At 59.6% G+C, this 18277-nt stretch carries 13 protein-coding genes and 1 pseudogene; 7 read left to right on the top strand and 7 right to left on the bottom strand.

Going from position 1 to position 18277, the window contains the following annotated elements:
• Positions 1–173: 173 nt before the first annotated feature.
• A complete protein-coding gene (gene metE, locus ACA052_RS23505) occupies positions 174–2486 on the bottom strand; it encodes a 5-methyltetrahydropteroyltriglutamate--homocysteine S-methyltransferase (RefSeq protein ID WP_497647017.1) in 2313 nt (770 codons plus the stop codon).
• Positions 2487–2605: 119 nt separating this feature from the next.
• Between metE and metR the strand changes: the two genes are divergently transcribed.
• Entirely contained in the window at positions 2606–3532 is a 927-nt protein-coding gene (metR, locus tag ACA052_RS23510) for a transcriptional regulator MetR (RefSeq protein WP_497647018.1), read from the top strand.
• Positions 3533–3639: 107 nt separating this feature from the next.
• Here the strand turns inward: metR and ACA052_RS23515 are convergent, their stop codons facing one another.
• The 4 genes and pseudogenes from ACA052_RS23515 to nosR form a co-directional block, all read right to left on the bottom strand.
• On the bottom strand, positions 3640–4137 hold the full coding sequence (locus ACA052_RS23515) for a GNAT family N-acetyltransferase (protein WP_497647019.1): 498 nt from the start codon (positions 4135–4137) through the stop codon (positions 3640–3642).
• Between the two features lie 23 nt (positions 4138–4160).
• Positions 4161–4238: pseudogene (locus tag ACA052_RS23520) on the bottom strand (LysE family translocator); the annotation flags it as partial.
• Positions 4239–4246: 8 nt separating this feature from the next.
• The gene (locus ACA052_RS23525; protein ID WP_497647020.1) at positions 4247–4678 is read right to left on the bottom strand and encodes an NUDIX hydrolase; all 432 of its coding nucleotides are present in this window, start codon (positions 4676–4678) and stop codon (positions 4247–4249) included.
• A gap of 156 nt (positions 4679–4834) precedes the next feature.
• Entirely contained in the window at positions 4835–6214 is a 1380-nt protein-coding gene (gene nosR / locus ACA052_RS23530) for a response regulator c-di-GMP phosphodiesterase, NosR family (protein ID WP_497647021.1), read from the bottom strand.
• Positions 6215–6477: 263 nt separating this feature from the next.
• Here nosR and ACA052_RS23535 point away from each other — a divergent pair, with 263 nt between their 5' ends.
• From ACA052_RS23535 to ACA052_RS23555, 5 genes are read left to right on the top strand one after another with little or no spacing between them, the layout of a single operon-like run.
• Positions 6478–8784, top strand: coding sequence for an EAL domain-containing protein (locus ACA052_RS23535; RefSeq protein WP_497647022.1), 2307 nt, complete (start codon positions 6478–6480; stop codon positions 8782–8784).
• Positions 8781–10655 carry a putative bifunctional diguanylate cyclase/phosphodiesterase gene (locus ACA052_RS23540; protein WP_497647023.1) on the top strand — a complete coding sequence of 625 codons (1875 nt, stop codon included), beginning with the start codon at positions 8781–8783 and terminating at the stop codon, positions 10653–10655. The genes ACA052_RS23535 and ACA052_RS23540 overlap by 4 nt, the downstream gene beginning before the upstream one ends.
• Positions 10656–10699: 44 nt before the next feature.
• Positions 10700–11659 carry a cytochrome-c peroxidase gene (locus ACA052_RS23545; RefSeq protein ID WP_497647024.1) on the top strand — a complete coding sequence of 320 codons (960 nt, stop codon included), beginning with the start codon at positions 10700–10702 and terminating at the stop codon, positions 11657–11659.
• Positions 11656–13467 carry a DAHL domain-containing sensor histidine kinase gene (locus ACA052_RS23550; protein ID WP_497647025.1) on the top strand — a complete coding sequence of 604 codons (1812 nt, stop codon included), beginning with the start codon at positions 11656–11658 and terminating at the stop codon, positions 13465–13467. Before ACA052_RS23545 ends, ACA052_RS23550 begins: the two co-directional genes overlap by 4 nt.
• Positions 13464–14870 carry an ATP-binding protein gene (locus ACA052_RS23555; protein WP_497647026.1) on the top strand — a complete coding sequence of 469 codons (1407 nt, stop codon included), beginning with the start codon at positions 13464–13466 and terminating at the stop codon, positions 14868–14870. The genes ACA052_RS23550 and ACA052_RS23555 overlap by 4 nt, the downstream gene beginning before the upstream one ends.
• 134 nt (positions 14871–15004) lie before the next feature.
• On the opposite strand, the gene ACA052_RS23560 is transcribed toward ACA052_RS23555, so the two are convergent.
• Together ACA052_RS23560 and ACA052_RS23565 are read right to left on the bottom strand one after the other, a co-directional pair.
• Positions 15005–16330, bottom strand: coding sequence for an APC family permease (locus ACA052_RS23560; RefSeq protein ID WP_497647027.1), 1326 nt, complete (start codon positions 16328–16330; stop codon positions 15005–15007).
• Between the two features lie 183 nt (positions 16331–16513).
• A complete protein-coding gene (locus ACA052_RS23565; protein WP_497647028.1) occupies positions 16514–17335 on the bottom strand; it encodes a carbon-nitrogen hydrolase family protein in 822 nt (273 codons plus the stop codon).
• Between the two features lie 126 nt (positions 17336–17461).
• Here ACA052_RS23565 and ACA052_RS23570 point away from each other — a divergent pair, with 126 nt between their 5' ends.
• A complete protein-coding gene (locus ACA052_RS23570; protein ID WP_497647029.1) occupies positions 17462–18262 on the top strand; it encodes a helix-turn-helix transcriptional regulator in 801 nt (266 codons plus the stop codon).
• Positions 18263–18277 lie beyond the last annotated feature (15 nt).

Here is an 18277-nt window from a genome sequence, read left to right on the forward strand (position 1 = left end):
GCGCGAGTCTGATGAAGTTTGTACAAGCGCGCTGCCACAGTTGCGTGACAGTTTGATGAAGAGTGCCGAACGGTCATTTGCCAAAGCAAAAAGATCGCAGCCTGCGGCAGCTCCTACTGGGTTTTGTGTACACCTGTAGGAGCTGCCGCAGGCTGCGATCTTTTGCTCTTCAGTTAAGCCAATTGACTCCGCAACTGCCGCGCCGCCGCCACCATGTTGACCAGCGCCGCCTCAGTTTCCGGCCACGCCCGGGTCTTCAACCCGCAATCCGGATTCACCCACAACCGCTCAGCCGGAATACGCGTCACCGCCTTGCTCATCAACTTGACCATCTCCGCCGTGTCCGGCACCCGTGGCGAGTGGATGTCGTAGACGCCCGGGCCGATGTCGTTCGGGTAGTCGAACGCTTCGAAGACCTCCAGCAATTCCATGTCCGAGCGCGAGGTTTCGATGGTGATCACGTCCGCGTCCATTGCCGCGATGGACTGGATCACATCGTTGAATTCGCTGTAGTACATGTGGGTATGGATCTGGGTTTCATCACGCACACCGGAGGCGCTCAAGCGGAACGCTTCAACCGCCCAGTCCAGGTATTCCTGCCATTGCGCCCGACGCAGCGGCAAACCTTCGCGGAATGCAGCTTCGTCGATCTGCACGATTTTGATCCCGGCGTTTTCCAGGTCCACCACTTCGTCACGCAGGGCCAGGGCCAACTGCTGCGCCTGGATTTTGCGCGAGACGTCATCACGCGGGAACGACCACATCAGCATGGTCACGGGACCGGTGAGCATGCCTTTCATGACCTTGTCGGTCAGGCTCTGCGCATAAGTGATCCAGTCGACGGTCATGGCGTTCGGTCGGCTCAGGTCGCCGTAGATAATCGCCGGCTTCACGCAACGCGAACCGTAGCTCTGCACCCAACCGAATCGGGTGAACAGATAACCATCAAGCTGCTCGGCGAAGTATTCGACCATGTCGTTACGCTCGGCTTCACCGTGCACCAGCACGTCCAGGCCCAGGCGTTCCTGGACTTGCACCGCGTGGCGGATTTCGCTGTGCATGGCGTCGGTGTAATCGTTGGCCGACAGCTTGCCTTGCTTGAAGGCCTGACGGGCCAGGCGAATCGAACCGGTTTGTGGGAACGAACCGATGGTGGTGGTCGGGAACGCCGGCAGCTTCAACCGTGCACGTTGCTGCTCGATGCGTTTGGCAAACCGCGAATGGCGTTGGCTGTCTGCCGCAACGATGGCCGCAATCCGCGCTTGTACGGCGGCTTTATGAATACGCGGCGATTCGGCGCGACTGGCCTGAATCGCGCGGCTCTCGGCCAGAGCGGCTTGCACTTTGGGCGATTGCGGATCGTTCAAGGCATCGCGCAGCACGGCAATTTCGCCACACTTCTGCACCGCAAACGCCAGCCAGCTTTTCAGTTCCGGGTCGAGCTTGTCTTCGCGGTCCAGGTCCACCGGGCTGTGCAGCAGCGAGCAGGAACTGCTGACCCACAGGTTGTCGCCAAAGCGCTCCTGGGCCGATTGCAGTTGCGCGAGCACGGGTTCCAGTTCGCAACGCCAGACGTTGCGGCCATTGACCAGGCCCACCGAGAGAATCTTGTAGGTCGGCAGACGATCCAGCACCTGGCCGAGTTGATCCGGCGCGCGCACGGCGTCGATGTGCAACCCTTGCACCGGCAAGCCAGCAGCCAGGCCGAGGTTGTCTTCCAGGCCACTGAAGTAGGTCGCGAGCAGTTTCTTCAGCGGTGAATACTGAAGAATGTGGTAGGCGCGTTCGAAGGCGCTTTTCCAGGCTTGCGGCAGGTCGAGGGTCAGGATCGGTTCGTCGATCTGCACCCATTCCACTCCTTGGGCCGCGAGGCGACCGAGGATTTCGTTGTAGACCGGCAGCAGGCGTTCCAGCAGGTCGAGCTTGTCGAAGTCATTACCTTTGGCCTTGCCCAGCCACAGGTAGGTCAGCGGGCCGATGATCACGGGTTTGACGTTGTGGCCGAGGGCCTTGGCTTCGTCGACTTCATCGAACAGCTGTTCCCAGCTCAGTTTGAATGGCTGGTCAGCGGTGAACTCCGGGACCAGGTAGTGGTAGTTGGTGTCGAACCACTTGGTCAGTTCCTGGGCGTATTGAGCTTTGCCATGTTCGCCGCCGCAGCACGTCGCGGTGGCGCCACGGGCCATGGCAAACAAGGTATCGAGAGTCGGCAGGCCGTTGGCATCCCTGGCGCTGTCGAAACGCTCGGGGATTACGCCGAACGTCAGGGAATGGGTCAACACCTGGTCGTACCAGGCGAAGTCGCCGACCGGCAACAGGTCGATGCCGGCGTCTTTCTGCAATTGCCAGTGGGTGGCGCGCAATTGGCGGCCGACGCTGTTCAGCGCGTCCTGATCGAGGTCGCCCTTCCAGTAGGATTCGAGGGCTTTTTTCAGTTCGCGGTCCGCGCCGATGCGTGGAAAACCAAGTGTGTGGGCCAGAGCCATGGTGAGTTTCTCCCTTTAAAGATGGTGTAAAACATGGCGCCATTGTCGACAGCCCACCCAACATGAGACAAACTCAACCTTTTCGTGTTGATCACAAGTTTTACTCATGGAGCAATCCGGTGCTTGAAATCCGCCACCTGAAGACCCTGCACGCCTTGCGCGAAGCCGACAGCCTGGTCGATGCCGCCGACCGCCTGCACCTGACGCAATCGGCCCTGTCCCACCAGTTCAAAGAACTGGAGGAGCGCATGGGCATGCCGCTGTTCGTGCGCAAGACCAAACCGGTGCGCTTCACCAGTGCCGGTTTGCGCCTGTTGCAACTGGCCGACGCGACCCTGCCGCTGCTGCGCGGCGCCGAGCGCGATATTGCGCGACTGGCCGGTGGCACCGCCGGGCGCTTGCACATGGCGATCGAATGCCACAGTTGCTTTCAGTGGCTGATGCCGACCATCGACCAGTTCCGCGATGCCTGGCCGGAGGTCGAGCTGGACCTGGCGTCGGGGTTCTCCTTCGCGCCATTACCGGCGCTGGCCCGTGGCGATCTGGACCTGGTGGTGACCTCCGACCCGCTGGAACTGGCCGGGATCACCTACGTGCCGTTGTTCACGTATGAAGCGATGCTCGCGGTGGCCAACCAGCATCGTCTGGCGAACAAGGCGTACATCGTTCCGGAAGACTTGCTCACGGAAACGCTGATCACCTATCCGGTGGAGCGGGATCGGCTGGACATCTTCACCCGCTTCCTCGAACCCGCCGACATTGAACCGGCGCAGGTCCGCACCTCGGAACTGACGGTGATGATGATGCAACTGGTGGCCAGCGGACGCGGCGTGTGTGGCGTGCCGCATTGGGCGCTGCATGAATACAGCTCGCGGGGCTACGTGAAAGCCAAGCGGCTGGGGGAGAAAGGATTGTTTGCCACGCTGTATGCGGGGATTCGCGCGGACATGCTGGATGCGCCGTACATGCGCGACTTTTTGCTGACGGCCAAGGACACGTCGTTCTCGACGCTCGACGGTGTCAGCGCCGTCCGCAATCCCCTGTAGGAGCTGCCGAAGGCTGCGATCTTTTGATCTTGATCTTCAGCAGTCCCGAAAAAACAAGATCAAAAGATCGCAGCCTTCGGCAGCTCCTACAGGGGATTGCGGTGGGTTTAGATTTCGCGCCACATGTGGATTTTGTCGAAGTAGTCCTCGCCCACGCGCACGGCCAACGGTTCGAGGCCGAACTGGATGAAGCCACAACGCTGGTACAGGTTGAACGCGGCTTCGTTGCCGGCGGTGACGGTCAACTGGATCAGACGTAGGCCCTGATGGGATTGCGCCTCAGCCAAGGCCGCCTGCACCAATTGATAACCGAGCCCACGCTGCCGAACCTTGCCTGACACGTACATGCCAAACAACGTCGCCTTGTGCCGGGCCTTTTCCCGAGGTTCGAAGGCGAGGCCGACGATGCCTGCCAACTTCCCCTCCTCGAATGCCCCGAACACCATGTCCAGCTTGCTGGTCAGGCGCGATTCCCACCAGGCCAGCGGCATCGTGGCGCGCTCGCGCACACTCGACGTGAAGGCCTGGGGATGCAAGTCGTAGGCTTCAAGCATCAGCGCCCGGTAATCCAGGGCATGGCTCGCGTCCAGTCGTTCGATCCACATGATCAAGCCGCCCTTCGTTGCTCAAGCAGGTTCGGCCCCGGCGTCAGCACCATCAACCTTGCGGCAGCGGCGAAAATCAGCACGTCTTGAAGCGGGATCATGAGAATACTCAGGCGGTTGTCAGCGTGGCTCGATAAAACGGCAGGATCAGATCCCGTGTCAATGGCGCCAGCGTGACATCACCGTCCGTAGCCGGGTCAATCCAGCGCACCTCTTCGATCTCCGCCGCCGGCGAAACGTCGGAATTGATCGTCACCTGAAAGAGCTCGGCCTCTACGATAAATCCCGGCTCGTTGGCCGCGGGTGCCGAAAACGTCCCCAGGTAAGTGGCGCACGCCGGATCGATGACCAGCCCCAACTCCTCTTCCAGTTCCCGGGCCAGGGCGTGGACCGGCTGTTCATGGGCTTCGATCTTGCCACCCGGTTGCATGAAGGCTTCGGTGCCACGCTTGCGGACCAGCAAGGTGCGGCCGTCGGGGCCGATCAACAGGGCGGCAGCGATGCGAACGAGGCGGGGTGAAGCAGCGGATGAAAGCGTCATGGATCAGCACTGGCCTTGAATGCAAAGGCGCCAAGGATCACACGACTATCGGGGCGTCGTCACGCCGAAAAATCTCCGTAGCGCCCCTGTGGGAGATTCTATGTTGCCCGGCAACCCTGAATTCTCAGGCTGACAGGTATTCGCTCTGATTTTTCATCAGTGCAACGCCTGGGAAGCCTGCCCTGCCTTCTGAATCGCGATCTCTACGTCTTCCGGGACTTTTACAAAAATGCTGTATCTCGCGCCTTCCATGGCTTCGAAGGCGATCAGTTTTTCTACCAGCGGTCCGTTCAGCACCTTCCCGGCGTTAAGCAGCAGCATTCCATTATCGGCATTGAGATTGCGCGCCAGGATCATCCCCGCCGCGACTTCCCGAGTGGTCATCACCTTGACCGTCGGGTCGGCCAGGGAGACATCGCTCAGGTACGCAGCACAGACCTGAATGAAATCCTCCACCAGGCCCGGGTCATAGAGTCGACCGGCATAGCTACGGATATAGACCAGCGCTTCATCGCTGTTCATCTGCCGCTCAAGAATCAGCCCGCGCTGCAATTCGATGAAATCCACCGCCAGTTTCAGCAGCCGTGAACCGAACGGGATCGCCTCGCCCTTGAGCCGATCGGGAAAGCCGCTGCCGTCCCAGCGCTCCTGATGGTGAAGAATCAGACGGGCGGCATCCTTCATCGGATCGAGTGTCATCAGCAGCGATTCGCTCTGCTTAGGGTAACTGCGATAGCGTTCGCGGTCATTGTGGAGCAGCAGGTCCGAAGGCGCAGTCATCATGCTATCGGTCCAGCTCAGCTTGCCCATGTTGTAGAGCGCGGCGGCCATGGTCAGGTCGCGGCTGGTGCCTTCGTCCAGGCCATGCAATTTGCAGTAGACCCGCACCAGTTCGATGATCTGGCGGTTGGTTTGCTTGGCTGGCGGCAGACGCAGGTTGGCCAGCAACGAGAACACCTCGGTGCCGGTGACGTAACTGCGCTTGAGCTCTTCGTAGGCCAGATCGAGCATATCGGCCGTTTGCTGGAGTTCGGCGGTGCGGGCCGCGACATGTTTTTCCAGGGTGGTATTGAGCGACTTCAGCTGTTCGTTCTGCTGCCGGGACAACTGCAGCAGGCGCTGGCGTTCGCGCTCTGAATGCTGATGAGCCAAGGCCTGGCGCAAGGTCAGGAGCATTTCCTCGTCGTTCCAGGGCTTGCTGAGGTAACGGTGGATCTGCCCTTCGTTGATGGCTTTGATGATCGTCGGCAGATCGGCGTATCCGGTGAGCAAAATGCAGGTGGTTTCGGGGTGCTGCTGGTGGATATGTGCCAGCAGCGTGGCGCCGTCCATGTTGGGCATGCGCGCGTCGCTCATCACCAGGTCGATGGGCTGTTGCGCCATGATTTCCAGAGCCTGGGCACCGCTGGTCGCCAGCAGCACGGTGTAGGGTTGCCCGCGTAACAGGCGACGCAGGCTGTTGAGGATCGACTCCTCATCATCGACCAGCAGCACTGTGGGTTTTTCGGTCAACATCGTGGGGAGTTGCGCTTCCATGGCATTACCTCAAAGCAAGACGGCTACAGCGTCGTGTCAGGCGCCGGGCGAACATCCCCTATTGCCGGAACCTGACCTACAGGCTAGATGATTTTTAGCGCCCCAACGAAATGATTCGACTGACTCGCCGCGCGAAGTCATGGCTAGGCGACTATGCTCAGAGGACTCGGATCCATAATCTGTACGTTCGGCCAGGTGATCAGGGAAAGGATGCCCCCTATGGACACTGTTCATCCAACCGCAACCGCTGCCGGTTCCGGCACATGTCGATGAATACACTGATGGCGCGGACCAACCGGCGGATTCTCATCGTCGACGACACCGCCTCGATCCATGAGGATTTCATCAAGATCCTCTGCCCGCCATCGTTCGATGACACCAGCCTGACCAGCGCTGAAAACGCCCTGTTCGGAACCACTGCGGCGGTAACGTTGCAGAGTTTCGTGCTCGATTCGGCATTTCAGGGCGTAGAAGCACTGGACAAGGTCGAAACGGCACTGGCCAACGACCTGCCCTACGCAATGGCCTTCATCGACATGCGCATGCCACCGGGCTGGGACGGTCTGGAAACCATAGAGCGGCTGTGGCAGATCGATCCCAAGCTGCAAGTGGCGCTCTGCACGGCCTACTCCGACTACTCCTGGGAAGACATCGACGAGCGCCTGGAACTGGGTGATCGCCTGCTGATTCTCAAGAAGCCGTTCGATGCCATCGAAATCCGTCAGATGGCCAGCGCACTAGCCGCCAAGTGGCAAATGACCGAAGACGCAGCACTGAAGATGACGCTGCTCGAACAAGCAGTCGAAGAGCGCACCCGAGAACTGTCCGATGCCAACATCATCGTGCAGAACAGCCCGACCATTCTCTATCGGCTGCGGGGCGAACCATCGTTTCCGCTGATGTACATCTCGCACAACATCACCAAATACGGCCACATTGCGGCCAACCTGGTGGCCTCGGCCAATTGGGCCCAGGAGCTGATTCATCCCGACGATCAAACAAAGGTCGACACCGCCATGGCCAGGGTGCTGGACCGCCATGCCGCCGGGGCTTCCATCGAGTTTCGCATGCGCACCGGCGAGGGTGCGTGGCGCTGGGTGGAAAACCGCTACATCCCGGTGCGCGACGACGAAGGCCGACTATTGGAAGTCGAAGGCATCATCATCGACGTTACCGAACGCAAACTGGCCGAGGAAAAAATCGCCCTGCTGGCGCGCACCGACGGGCTGACCAGGCTGGCCAACCGCGCGACGCTGATCGACCGACTGCACCAGGCATTCGCTGCGGCGCGTCGGGGCGCGGCACCGTTTGCCATCTTTTATCTGGACCTGGATCACTTCAAACGCATCAACGATACCCTCGGGCATCCGGTGGGCGATCTGTTGCTGCAAGAAGTCGCCCGCCGGATCAAGGCTTGCGTGCGCGAGAACGATGTCGTCGCGCGCCTCGGCGGCGACGAATTCGCGATCCTGCAACTGGACGTCAGCGACCCGACCCACTCCGCGGCCTTGGCTGCCAAGGTCCGCGATGCGCTAGTGCTGCCCTATTCCCTGGCCGGCAACGATGTAAGGGTGTCGGTCAGCATCGGCATCAGCAGTTACAGCCCGACCAGCACCAGTGCCGACGGCCTGTTGACCCAAGCCGACATGGCGCTTTATCGCTCCAAGGAAAAGGGCCGCAACCAGTACCACTTCCATTCCGAGGAGATCAATCAGGAGGTGGTCGAACGCATGACCATTGCCAGCGACTTGAGAGCCGCTATCGAACACGATGAACTCGAATTGCATTACTGGCCGGAAGTGGACCTGAGCACCGGTAAAATCCTTGGTATGGAGGCGGTGGTCAGCTGGAACCACCCCCAGCGTGGTTTGCTCGAAGCCTCGGCGTTCCTGCCCACCGCCGAAAAGACTGGCACCATTGTTGCCCTCGGTCACTGGGTGCTGGATCGCGCCTGCCGGCAAATGCGCCAGTGGCGGGATGAAGGCGTCGCACCACCGGTGATTGCGATCAAGCTGTCCCTGGCCCAGCTCAAAAGCGGCCCCGAGCTGATCTATGACGTGTTGCGCACTACCGCGCGCTGGGAGCTTGGCGCCTGGGACCTGCGTTTCGACGTCACCGAAGCAACGCTGGCCCAGACCAAATGGACCCACAACGATGTGCTGCCGCGCCTGCGTGAGCTGGGGGTGACGATCGCCATCGACGACTTCGGCACCGAGTATTCGTCGTTCGACTACCTCAAAACGTACCAGGTCAATCACCTGAAACTCGCCCAGGCCTTTATCGACACGGCCGCCCGCGACCCGGCCAGCGCCAACACTCTGCGCGCCATCATCAACTTCGCCCGGGACGTCGGTATCGGCATCATCGCCGAAGGTGTGGAAACCCTGGAACAACGCAGTTCGCTGATGGCCACCGGATCACCGATGAACGCCCAGGGTTACTACTTCAGCAAGGCGGTCAGCAGTGAGCAGGCCGCCGAGTTGTTGAAGGCTGGGAGTATCGTGCCGCCCAGCCACGACATCGGACCCATCCGCGATAATCCGCAACGCTCCACGGAGGACAAAGGATGAAAACGCCTTTCGTGCGGACCAACCGGCGCATCCTGATCGTCGACGACACGCCTTCGATTCATGATGATTTTCGCAAGATCCTCAGTCCTGAAACAGAGAATGAAGAGACTCTGGCCAGTACCGAAGAAGCGCTGTTCGGCACCCTGCAGATTGACCGGCTGACGTTTCAGCTCGACTCGGCCTATCAGGGTCAGGAAGCGCTTGAACTGGTCCAGCGTGCACTGGCCGAGGGTCGCCCTTACGCCCTGGTGTTCACCGACATGCGAATGCCACCTGGCTGGGACGGTCTTGAGACCATCGAACAACTGTGGAAAGCCGACCCGCACCTGCAAATCGCCTTGTGCACCGCTTATTCGGATTACACCTGGGAAGCCATGGCCGAACGTCTGGAATTCGGCGACCAGATGCTGGTGCTGAAAAAGCCCTTCGACAGCCTGGAAATCCGTCAGATGGCCAGCGCCCTGACCTGGAAGTGGCAGATGGCGCAGGACGCGGCAATGAAAGTGCAGAGCCTGGAGCAAACCATCGAGGCCCGGGTTCACGAGCTGCTCAAAGTATCGCATCTGTTGCAGTACGACGTGTTGACCGAGTTGCCCAACAGCACGTTGCTGGGTGATCGGTTGAATCAGTCACTCGCTTTGTCCAGGCGACATGACAAACAACTGGCGGTGATGTTTCTGGGGCTCGACCGCTTCAAGCGCATCAACAATGCCCTCGGCCATCCGGCCGGTGACCAAATGCTCAAGCATGTCGGGCGCAATCTGGTGTCCACGGTGCGCGAGTCCGACTCGGTGTTCCGCTACGGCTCCGACGAGTTCGTGGTGATTCTCGCCGATATCCGCCACCCGCAGCAGACCAAGGGTATCGCCGAAAAACTGTTGGGCGCCATCCGCACGCCCCAGCACATCGCCGGCCATGACCTGAGCGTGACCGCCAGCCTGGGCATCAGCATTTACCCTGACGACGGTTTCGATGCCATCTCTCTGATCAAAAAAGCCGAAACCGCGATGCGCAACGTCAAGGAAAGCGGACCGAACGATTTCAGTTTTTTCATCGACGAAATGAACCAGCGCGCCCGGGATCAGCAAAGTATCGAGACCGGCATTCGCCTGGCGCTGGAGCGCAACGAATTTGTGTTGCATTACCAACCCAAACTGGACCTTGGCAGTGGTCAGGTGGTCGGCGCCGAGGCGCTGATTCGCTGGCAAAAACCGGGGCACGGCCTGGTCTATCCATCGGATTTCATCGGGGTCGCCGAAGACAGCGGTCTGATCGTCCCGTTGAGCAAATGGGTGTTGGCCGAGGCCTGCCGACAAGCCTGCGCCTGGCAGGCTTGCGGGCTGCCGAAAATCTGCATGTCGGTGAACATGTCGGCCATCGATTTCCGTCAACGGGACTTTGTCGACGGTATCGAACAGACCCTCAAACAGACGGGCCTGGAGCCAGCCTTGCTGGAGTTGGAAATCACCGAAGGGGTGTTGATGCAAAACATAGATGCCACCATTACCTCCCTGAATCGGCTTAAGGCATTGGGCGTGCGGTTGGCCATCGATGACTTCGGCACCGGCTATTCCAGCCTGAGTTACTTGCGACGCTTTCCCATCGATGTGCTGAAAATCGACCAGTCGTTCATTCGTGGCTTGAGCAACGACAGTAACGACGCCGCTCTGGTCGGCGCCATCATCAGCCTGGGCCGCAGCCTCAAATTGACCATCATCGCCGAAGGGGTGGAAACCCTCGAGCAACTGGACTTCCTCAAGGCCCATCAATGCGAGGAAGGCCAGGGTTACTACTTCAGCAAAGCCGTGGAACCGGATGCCTTCGTCCGTTATGTACATGCCGTGAAACCTACCCCATTTGCCGCCACGTGAACGATGCGCAACGACACTCGGGCTATCAGCCAAGGAACCATCAGATGTCGCCGTCCTTTCACTACTTGCTCCTCGTGCCGCTGCTCGGATTCTGTCCGACCGCGGCCGCCGCGCCGCTGGATGAACCGCTCAAACCGCTGCCTGCGGTGCCCCAGCAGAATCCGCTGCGGGTCGAACTCGGTCGTCAGTTGTTCAACGAAACGCAGTTGTCGGTCAACAACACGCTGTCCTGCGCCAGTTGCCATCGTCTGGAAAACGGAGGTGCCGATATCAAGGCGTTTTCCATCGGTTTCGCCGGTCTGCCAGTGAGTATCAACACCCCCAGCGTGTTCAACGCCAGCCTGAATTTCCGGCAGTTCTGGAACGGGCGCGCCGACACCCTGGAATCCCAGGTCAATGAGGTGGTGAAGAGCCCCAGCGAAATGGGCAGCAATTGGGAGCATGTGGTGCAGGTACTGTCCACCGACCCGGCGTACCAAAGCGCGTTCGCCAGCGCCTACCCGAACGGCGTGACCATAGCCAATGTGCAAAACGCATTAGCCAGCTACGAGCGCACGCTGATCACTGCCAACTCGCGTTTCGACCAATACCTGCAAGGCAATACCGACATTCTCACGATCGACGAAAAGTACGGTTACCAACGCTTCAAGGAATACGGCTGCATCGCCTGCCATCAAGGGGTGAACATCGGCGGCAACATGTTCCAGAAGTTCGGGGTGTTGGGCGACTACTTCAAGGGGCGGGTCCAGCCGACTGAAACCGACCTGGGACGCTATCTGGTGACCAAGGATGAAGAGGACCGCTATGTGTTCAAGGTGCCGAGCCTGCGCAACGTCGCGGTGACTGCACCTTACTTTCACGACGCTTCGGCCAAAACGCTCGAAGAGGCGGTGGACGTGATGTTCAAGTTCCAGCTTGGGCGCATTCCTTCCGAGAAAGACAAAACGCTGATCATCCAATTCCTCAAGACCCTGACCGGCGAATGGGATGGCAAACCGTTATGAAAATGTCCCGTCGCCGCAGTCTGGCATTGCTGGGTGTCGTTGCCCTGTTACTGGCCTCGACGTTGTTGTTCCTTTACCTCAAATCCAGCTCCTACCAGTCCTCGACCTACACCGAATCCCAGGACCTGATCCGCCGGATCAAACAGCTGAACGCGCAATGGGAAACCGAGATACTCAAGGCCAGGATCGCCACTAAATACAACTACGATCCGCTGGTCGCACCGCTGACGGAGATGACGCAACTCTGGGATCGGTTCGACACGATGGAGTCGAACCACGGCCGCAACGACTCGCCCGTCTGGCAAGCCAGCCATGATGCGTACCTGACCGCCATCCGGGAAAAGACCCGGCTGGTGGAGCAGTTCAAGTCTCACAACGCGGTGCTGCGCAACTCGCTGGCGTTCCTGCCCACCGCCGAGGACGACATTCAGCAGCAACTGGCTCAGTTGGTCGATGGCGACAAACTGCAACTGCAGAACATCGCCACCGACACTTACGATTTGCTGCTCAGCAGCCTGGAGTTTTCCCAGGCCACCTCCGACGACAAGGCCGCGGATATTCTGGTCGGACTGAACAAAATGCAGGTGAACAAACTGCGCCTGCCTGAGCAGTTTCACAGCCCGATCGATGTTTTGAACAGCCACATTTCGCTGATTCTGCGGGAACAACCGGTGGTCAACCGCTTGCTGGAAAACATCGAAGCTATTCCCGTTGCCGAACGCCTGGACGACATTACCAGCCTGCTGAACACCGACCAGCAACAGGTCGACGCGGTCTACCAGCGTTATCACTTTTACATGTTGGTGTTCTCAGTGCTGCTGGTCCTGCTGCTGGTGTACCTGGCCACTCACCTGATGCGCAGTTTCACCATCATCAATCGCGTCAACAAAGCCCTGAAAACCGCCAATGACGACCTGGAACTGCGGGTGGAAGAGCGCACCCGCGAACTCAAGGACACCCAGAGCGAACTGCTCGACACCGCACGCCAAGCCGGCATGGCCGAGATTGCCACGAACGTGTTGCACAACGTCGGCAACGTGCTCAACAGCGTCAACATCTCGGCCGACCTGGTCTCGCGCAAACTGCGCGCCAGCAAGGCCCAGGGGCTTGGCAAGGCCATGCAACTGATCAATCAGCACACGGGCGACCTCGGCACCTTCCTGACCCAGGACGAGAAAGGCAAGTTGCTGCCTGGCTACCTCAATCAACTGGTGGAGGCCATCGCCCTCGAACAGCAAGGCATGACCGACGAACTTGCCCAATTGAGTAAAAGTGTCGATCACATCAAGGACATCGTCGCCACCCAGCAGTCCTACGCGGGCGCCAACAGCCTGATGGAACCGCTGCACATCAGCGAATTGCTGGAGGACGCCCTGCGCATGAACGCCGGCGCGCTGACCCGGCATCACGTCAGGGTGGTCAAGGAGTACGGCGAGGTGCCTCAGGTCATGGGCGACAAGCACCGTTTGTTGCTGATTCTGATCAACCTGATCAGCAACGCCAAATACGCCATGTCTGACCTCAGCAATCGCCCGCGACAAATGACCCTCGGGGTCAAAATCATCGACGACACGACGCTGCAAGTCAGCGTCAAGGATGACGGCGAAGGCATCGCCCCGGAAAACATGACGCGCATCTTTGCCCACGGGTTCACCACCCGCAAGGAAGGTCACGGCTTCGGCCTGCACAGCTGCGCCCTGGCCGCCATCGAGATGAACGGCCACCTCACTGCCCACAGCGATGGACCGGGCAAAGGCGCGCAGTTCACCCTGCAGATCCCCCTGAAAGCCGTCACGGAGGACGCATGAGCGAGCTTTCTAACCGACGCATTTTGCTGATCGACGACACGCCGTCCATTCATGTGGATTTCCGCAAGATTCTGACGCCGACGCCGGTGCCGACCGTCGAACTGGACAAGATGGAAGCCAAGCTGTTCGGCAGTGAAGTGAATTCCGCCAGCGTGCTGTTCGAGCTGGATTCGGCGTATGGCGGGCAAGAGGGACTGGGAAAACTCAAGGATGCCTTGCAGGAAAACCGTCCTTACGCGCTAGCTTTTGTCGACATGCGCATGCCCGAGGGCTGGGACGGCGCGAAGACTATTGAACAGTTGTGGCAGGAAGACCCGCGCCTGCAAGTGGTGGTGTGTACTGCCTACTCCGACTATTCCTGGGATGAACTGTTGGACCGTTTGCAGGCCCATGACCGGCTGCTTATTCTGAAAAAACCGTTCGACAACATTGAAGTCCAGCAGATGGCCAACACCCTGCTGACCAAATGGGACATGACCGAACTGGCCTTCGTACAGATGAGCCATCTGGAGCATCTGGTGGACCAGCGAACGATGCAGTTCAAACAGGCCAGTGAATCGTTGCAGCGGGAAATCGACGAACGTAAACAGCTTGAATCCCAATTGGTGCAATCGGAAAAACTCGCTTCGCTGGGACAACTGGCGGCGGGTGTCGCCCATGAAATCAACAACCCCATCGGCTTCATTTCTTCCAACCTTGGCACTCTCGATGGCTATTTCAACCAGCTACAGGAAATGCTCGATGCGTATCGGGGGGCGGAAGAGGCGATTGGCTCCATCGAGCTTGTCGAGCGTCTGGGTGAGTTGCGTGAACGGGTCGAACTGGAGTTCCTGCGCGACGACATTCCGCTGCTGATCAAGGAATCCAAGGAAGGAATCAGCCGCGTCGGGCAGATCGTCAAAGACCTGAAGGACTTCTCGCGGGTGGACTCGAACCAGGAATGGCAGTGGGCCAATCTGCAGCAAGGCATCGAATCGACACTGAACATCGTGGCCAATGAACTGAAGTACAAGGCCGATGTGGTGAAAGATTATCAGGTCCTGCCCGACATCGAATGCCTGCCCTCGCAAATCAACCAGGTAATCATGAATCTCATCGTCAACGCGTCACAGGCCATCGGCCCGGATCGCGGCACCCTCACCCTGCGCACCGGAATTGACGGTGAAACAGTGTGGATCGAGGTCGCCGACACCGGCGCCGGCATCCCGCCGGGCAGCCTGAAGCAAATCTTCGACCCGTTCTTCACCACCAAACCGGTGGGCCAGGGGACAGGGCTGGGGTTGTCCCTGTCCTATGGCATTGTGAAGAAACACCGAGGGGAGATTTCGGTGGTGAGTGAAGTCGGGGTGGGCAGCACGTTTCGCGTCGAATTGCCGATTCACCAGACAAAACCCGCCGCCTGAACACCACGCCGATTGCCTGAACTCCGGCGCATCCCTGAGGGAGCTGCTTGCCAGCGAAAGCAATCTCAAGAGCCCTGTAAGTCTTCAGACCGCTATCGCCGGCAAGCCGGCTCCTACAAGGGGTTCGGCCTACCTTAGGTGGCTTCCTGGAAATCCATCTCCGGCGGCTGGCGGCGGAAACCGCCGGTCAGCACCGCCAGGTACACCACGCCAATCGCCAGCCAGCTCAAGCCCAGGTAAATCGCCAGGTGATCAAGGCTGACCATCAGCCACAGGTCCGCCGCCAGGCCGATGAACGGGAAGATCAGGAACAGCACCAGCTCGCGCGGGCCTTTCTTTTCGCCGCCGATCCAGTAATGGAAAATCACCGAGAGGTTGACCAGGCTGAACGCGAGGAACGCCCCGAAGTTGATGAACGAGGTTGAGGTGGTGACGTCCAGCTTCAGTGCCAGTAACGCCACGACAGCGCACAACAGGATGCTGTTGACCGGGGTGCCGAAGCGTTCGTGCAAGGTGCCGAAGAATGATTTTGGCAATACGCCGTCACGCCCCATCGCGAACAGCAGTCGCGATCCGCTGGCCTGAGCCGAGAGGCCCGAAGCGAACTGGCCGACAATCAGACCGATCAGGAAGATCGATACAAACAGGTCGCCACCAATGTTGCGGGCGATCTCATAAGCCGCCGAGTCGACGTTGTCGAACTGGAACGACGGGTGTGCGATCTGCACGAAGTACGACACGCTCACGAAGATCAACCCGCCGATCAAGGTGATCAGCATGATCGCTCGCGGGATGGTGCGGCGCGGGTCGCGGGTTTCTTCGGTCAGGGTGCTGACTGCGTCGAAACCGAGGAACGAGTAACAGGCGATGGCCGCGCCGCTCATGATCAACGGCATTTGCATATCGCCGTTGAAGAACGGCTTGACCGACCACAATGGCGTGCTCGCATCGCCGCCGATGTAATGCACGCAGAGCGCGACGAAGGTGATCAGCACCAGGAATTGCACAAGCATCAGCAGGGCGTTGATGCCATTGGCCAGTTTCAGGCCGACGATATTGATCGCGCTGGTGATGCCGATAAAGGCCAGCACCCAGATCCACTGCGGCACCGCCGGGAACGCGGAATTGAGGTAAGCCGCGCCGATCAGCCAGATCGCCATGGGCAGGAACAGATAATCAAGCAATACCGCCCAACCGGCGATGAAGCCGAGTTTCGGGCTGATGGCTTTGCGCACATAGCTGTAGGCCGAGCCTGCGACGGGGAATGCCGAAGCCATCCGGCCGTAGCTCATGGCGGTGAAGAACATCGCCACCAGCGCCGCGAGATACGCGGCCGGGACCATGCCGGCGGTGGATTGAGCGAGGATGCCAAAGGTGCCGAGCACAATGATCGGCGTCATGTAGGCAATGCCAAACAGCACCACCGACCCCAATGACAGGGTGCGTTGCAAACGAGCCATGAGCGACTACTCCGAATTTTATTGGATTTATGGCAGAGCCGAGTTCGGCGCAAAATTACGGGTGTTGCATTGTTGTTTTGGGTGTTGAGTCAGGTGAATCGTTAAAAGATCGCAGCCTGCGGCAGCTCCTACAGGGGTCGTGTGCCCCTGTAGGAGCTGCCGCAGGCTGCGATCTTTTGATCTTCAGCGCGAAGGAATCAGCAGCTCGCGCAATCCGCCAGCATGCTCAACCAATTCCCCCGGCAACTTCAGCCGCTGGTCATCCAGATACCGATAATCCTGGCGCGCCGCCGTCAGCTGCTTGAGGTCCAGTTCAACCGCAAACTGTCCTTCATCGCGTCCAGCCTCGAACAACAGCGTGCCCAGCGGATCCACCAGTGCACTGCCACCGGCGAACAGCAACCCGCCATCGCCCGCTTCCACCCGGTTGACCATCAGCGCAAACGCCTGGTTTTCCTGGGCGCGAGCCATGATCGCGGTGCGGTGCGTCGGGCCATAGGGGTCCATGTTGCCGTTGGTAACGATCAGCAGTTCAGCGCCCAGTTGCGCCAGGGCGCGGGCGGTTTCGGGGAACTCGATGTCGTAGCAAATCAGCAGCCCGACGCGTACGCCGTTCCACAGGCAGGTCGCGTAGCGATCGCCCGGCTCATAGACACCGCGATCCGACGCCCACAAATGCGTCTTGCGATATTTCAGCGCGATGCCTTCAGGGGTGACCAGCAAGGTGGTGTTGAAAAAGCGACCGTTGTCGTTCTCGGCCGTGCCGATGACCACGGCAATGTTGCGCTCGCGGGCCGCGGCGACAATCGCGCTGACGGCCGGGCCATCCAGGGGTTCGGCGACTGCGGCCACGGTGTCGGCCGAAGGAAAGCCCATCAAGTGGCTTTCAGGAAACATGATCAGTTGCGTATCCGCCGCGCAGGCAGCCATTGCGGCCAGGGCGCGTTCGAGGTTGTAAGCCGTGTCGTTGTCACGGCCCGCCAATTGGGCGAGTTCGACCTTCATGGGTATTCCTTGTTCTAGTGGCCGGGCGGCAGAAAGATTGCCCGGTCGGTGTCTGTGCGCCAGTATGCGCAGCAAGCAACCGGCCGGGGAATCACGCCGCTGGGGTAACACGATAGGGGTAGATGCATGACACTCTCGTTGGACGACATCGCCTGGCACCGTTCGGTGGGGCAACTGATCGACGCCCTGGACAAGCCCAATTTCTGGACGCAGCTGGTGCGCCTGCTGGATCAGTACGTCACCTTCGACAGCTGGGTGGCCCTGCTTTTCAGCGCCGACCGGCACCCGCAGGTGTTTGCCGAATGCCCGGGCGAGGACGGCAGCCCCGATCAGTTGTTCCAGGACTACCTGCGCGGTTTGTACCTGCTCGATCCGTTCTACATCGCTTGCCGCGAGCAATCGCGCACCGGGCTCTATCGCTTGTCGGAAGTGGCGCCGGAGCACTTCGAGCTGACCGAGTATTACCAACGCTACTTTCGTCTGAATGTGGTCGCCGATGAAATCCAGTTCAATTGCCAGCTCGAAGGCGACCGCACGCTGTGCCTGTCACTGGGCAGCAAGCAGCGGTTCAGCGGCCAGCAAATTGCCTTGCTGTCGCTGATCCAGCCGTGGGTGCTGGGGCTGTTGCGCCAGCGCCTGCCCTACGAAATCAACGAAGTCGTGGCCCTCGCGCCATCGCCACCGCAACCCGACTGGCGAGTGCAGCTGGAAGCCTCGGTGCAGCAACTCAAAGGCGCGCAATTGACCGCCCGGGAGCTGGACGTCGGGCGCTTGATGCTCAGCGGTTGCTCCAGTAAGGAAATCGCCCGTAAGCTGGAAATCTCTGTCGAAACCGTGAAAGTCCATAAGAAACACATGTATAGCAAGCTGGGGATCAAGTCCCAGTCCGAGCTGTTTTCGATCTTTCTCCAGGCGCAGAATGCCTGAAAAGATCGCAGCCTG

It is taken from the genome of Pseudomonas sp. LBUM1644, assembly GCF_059716195.1.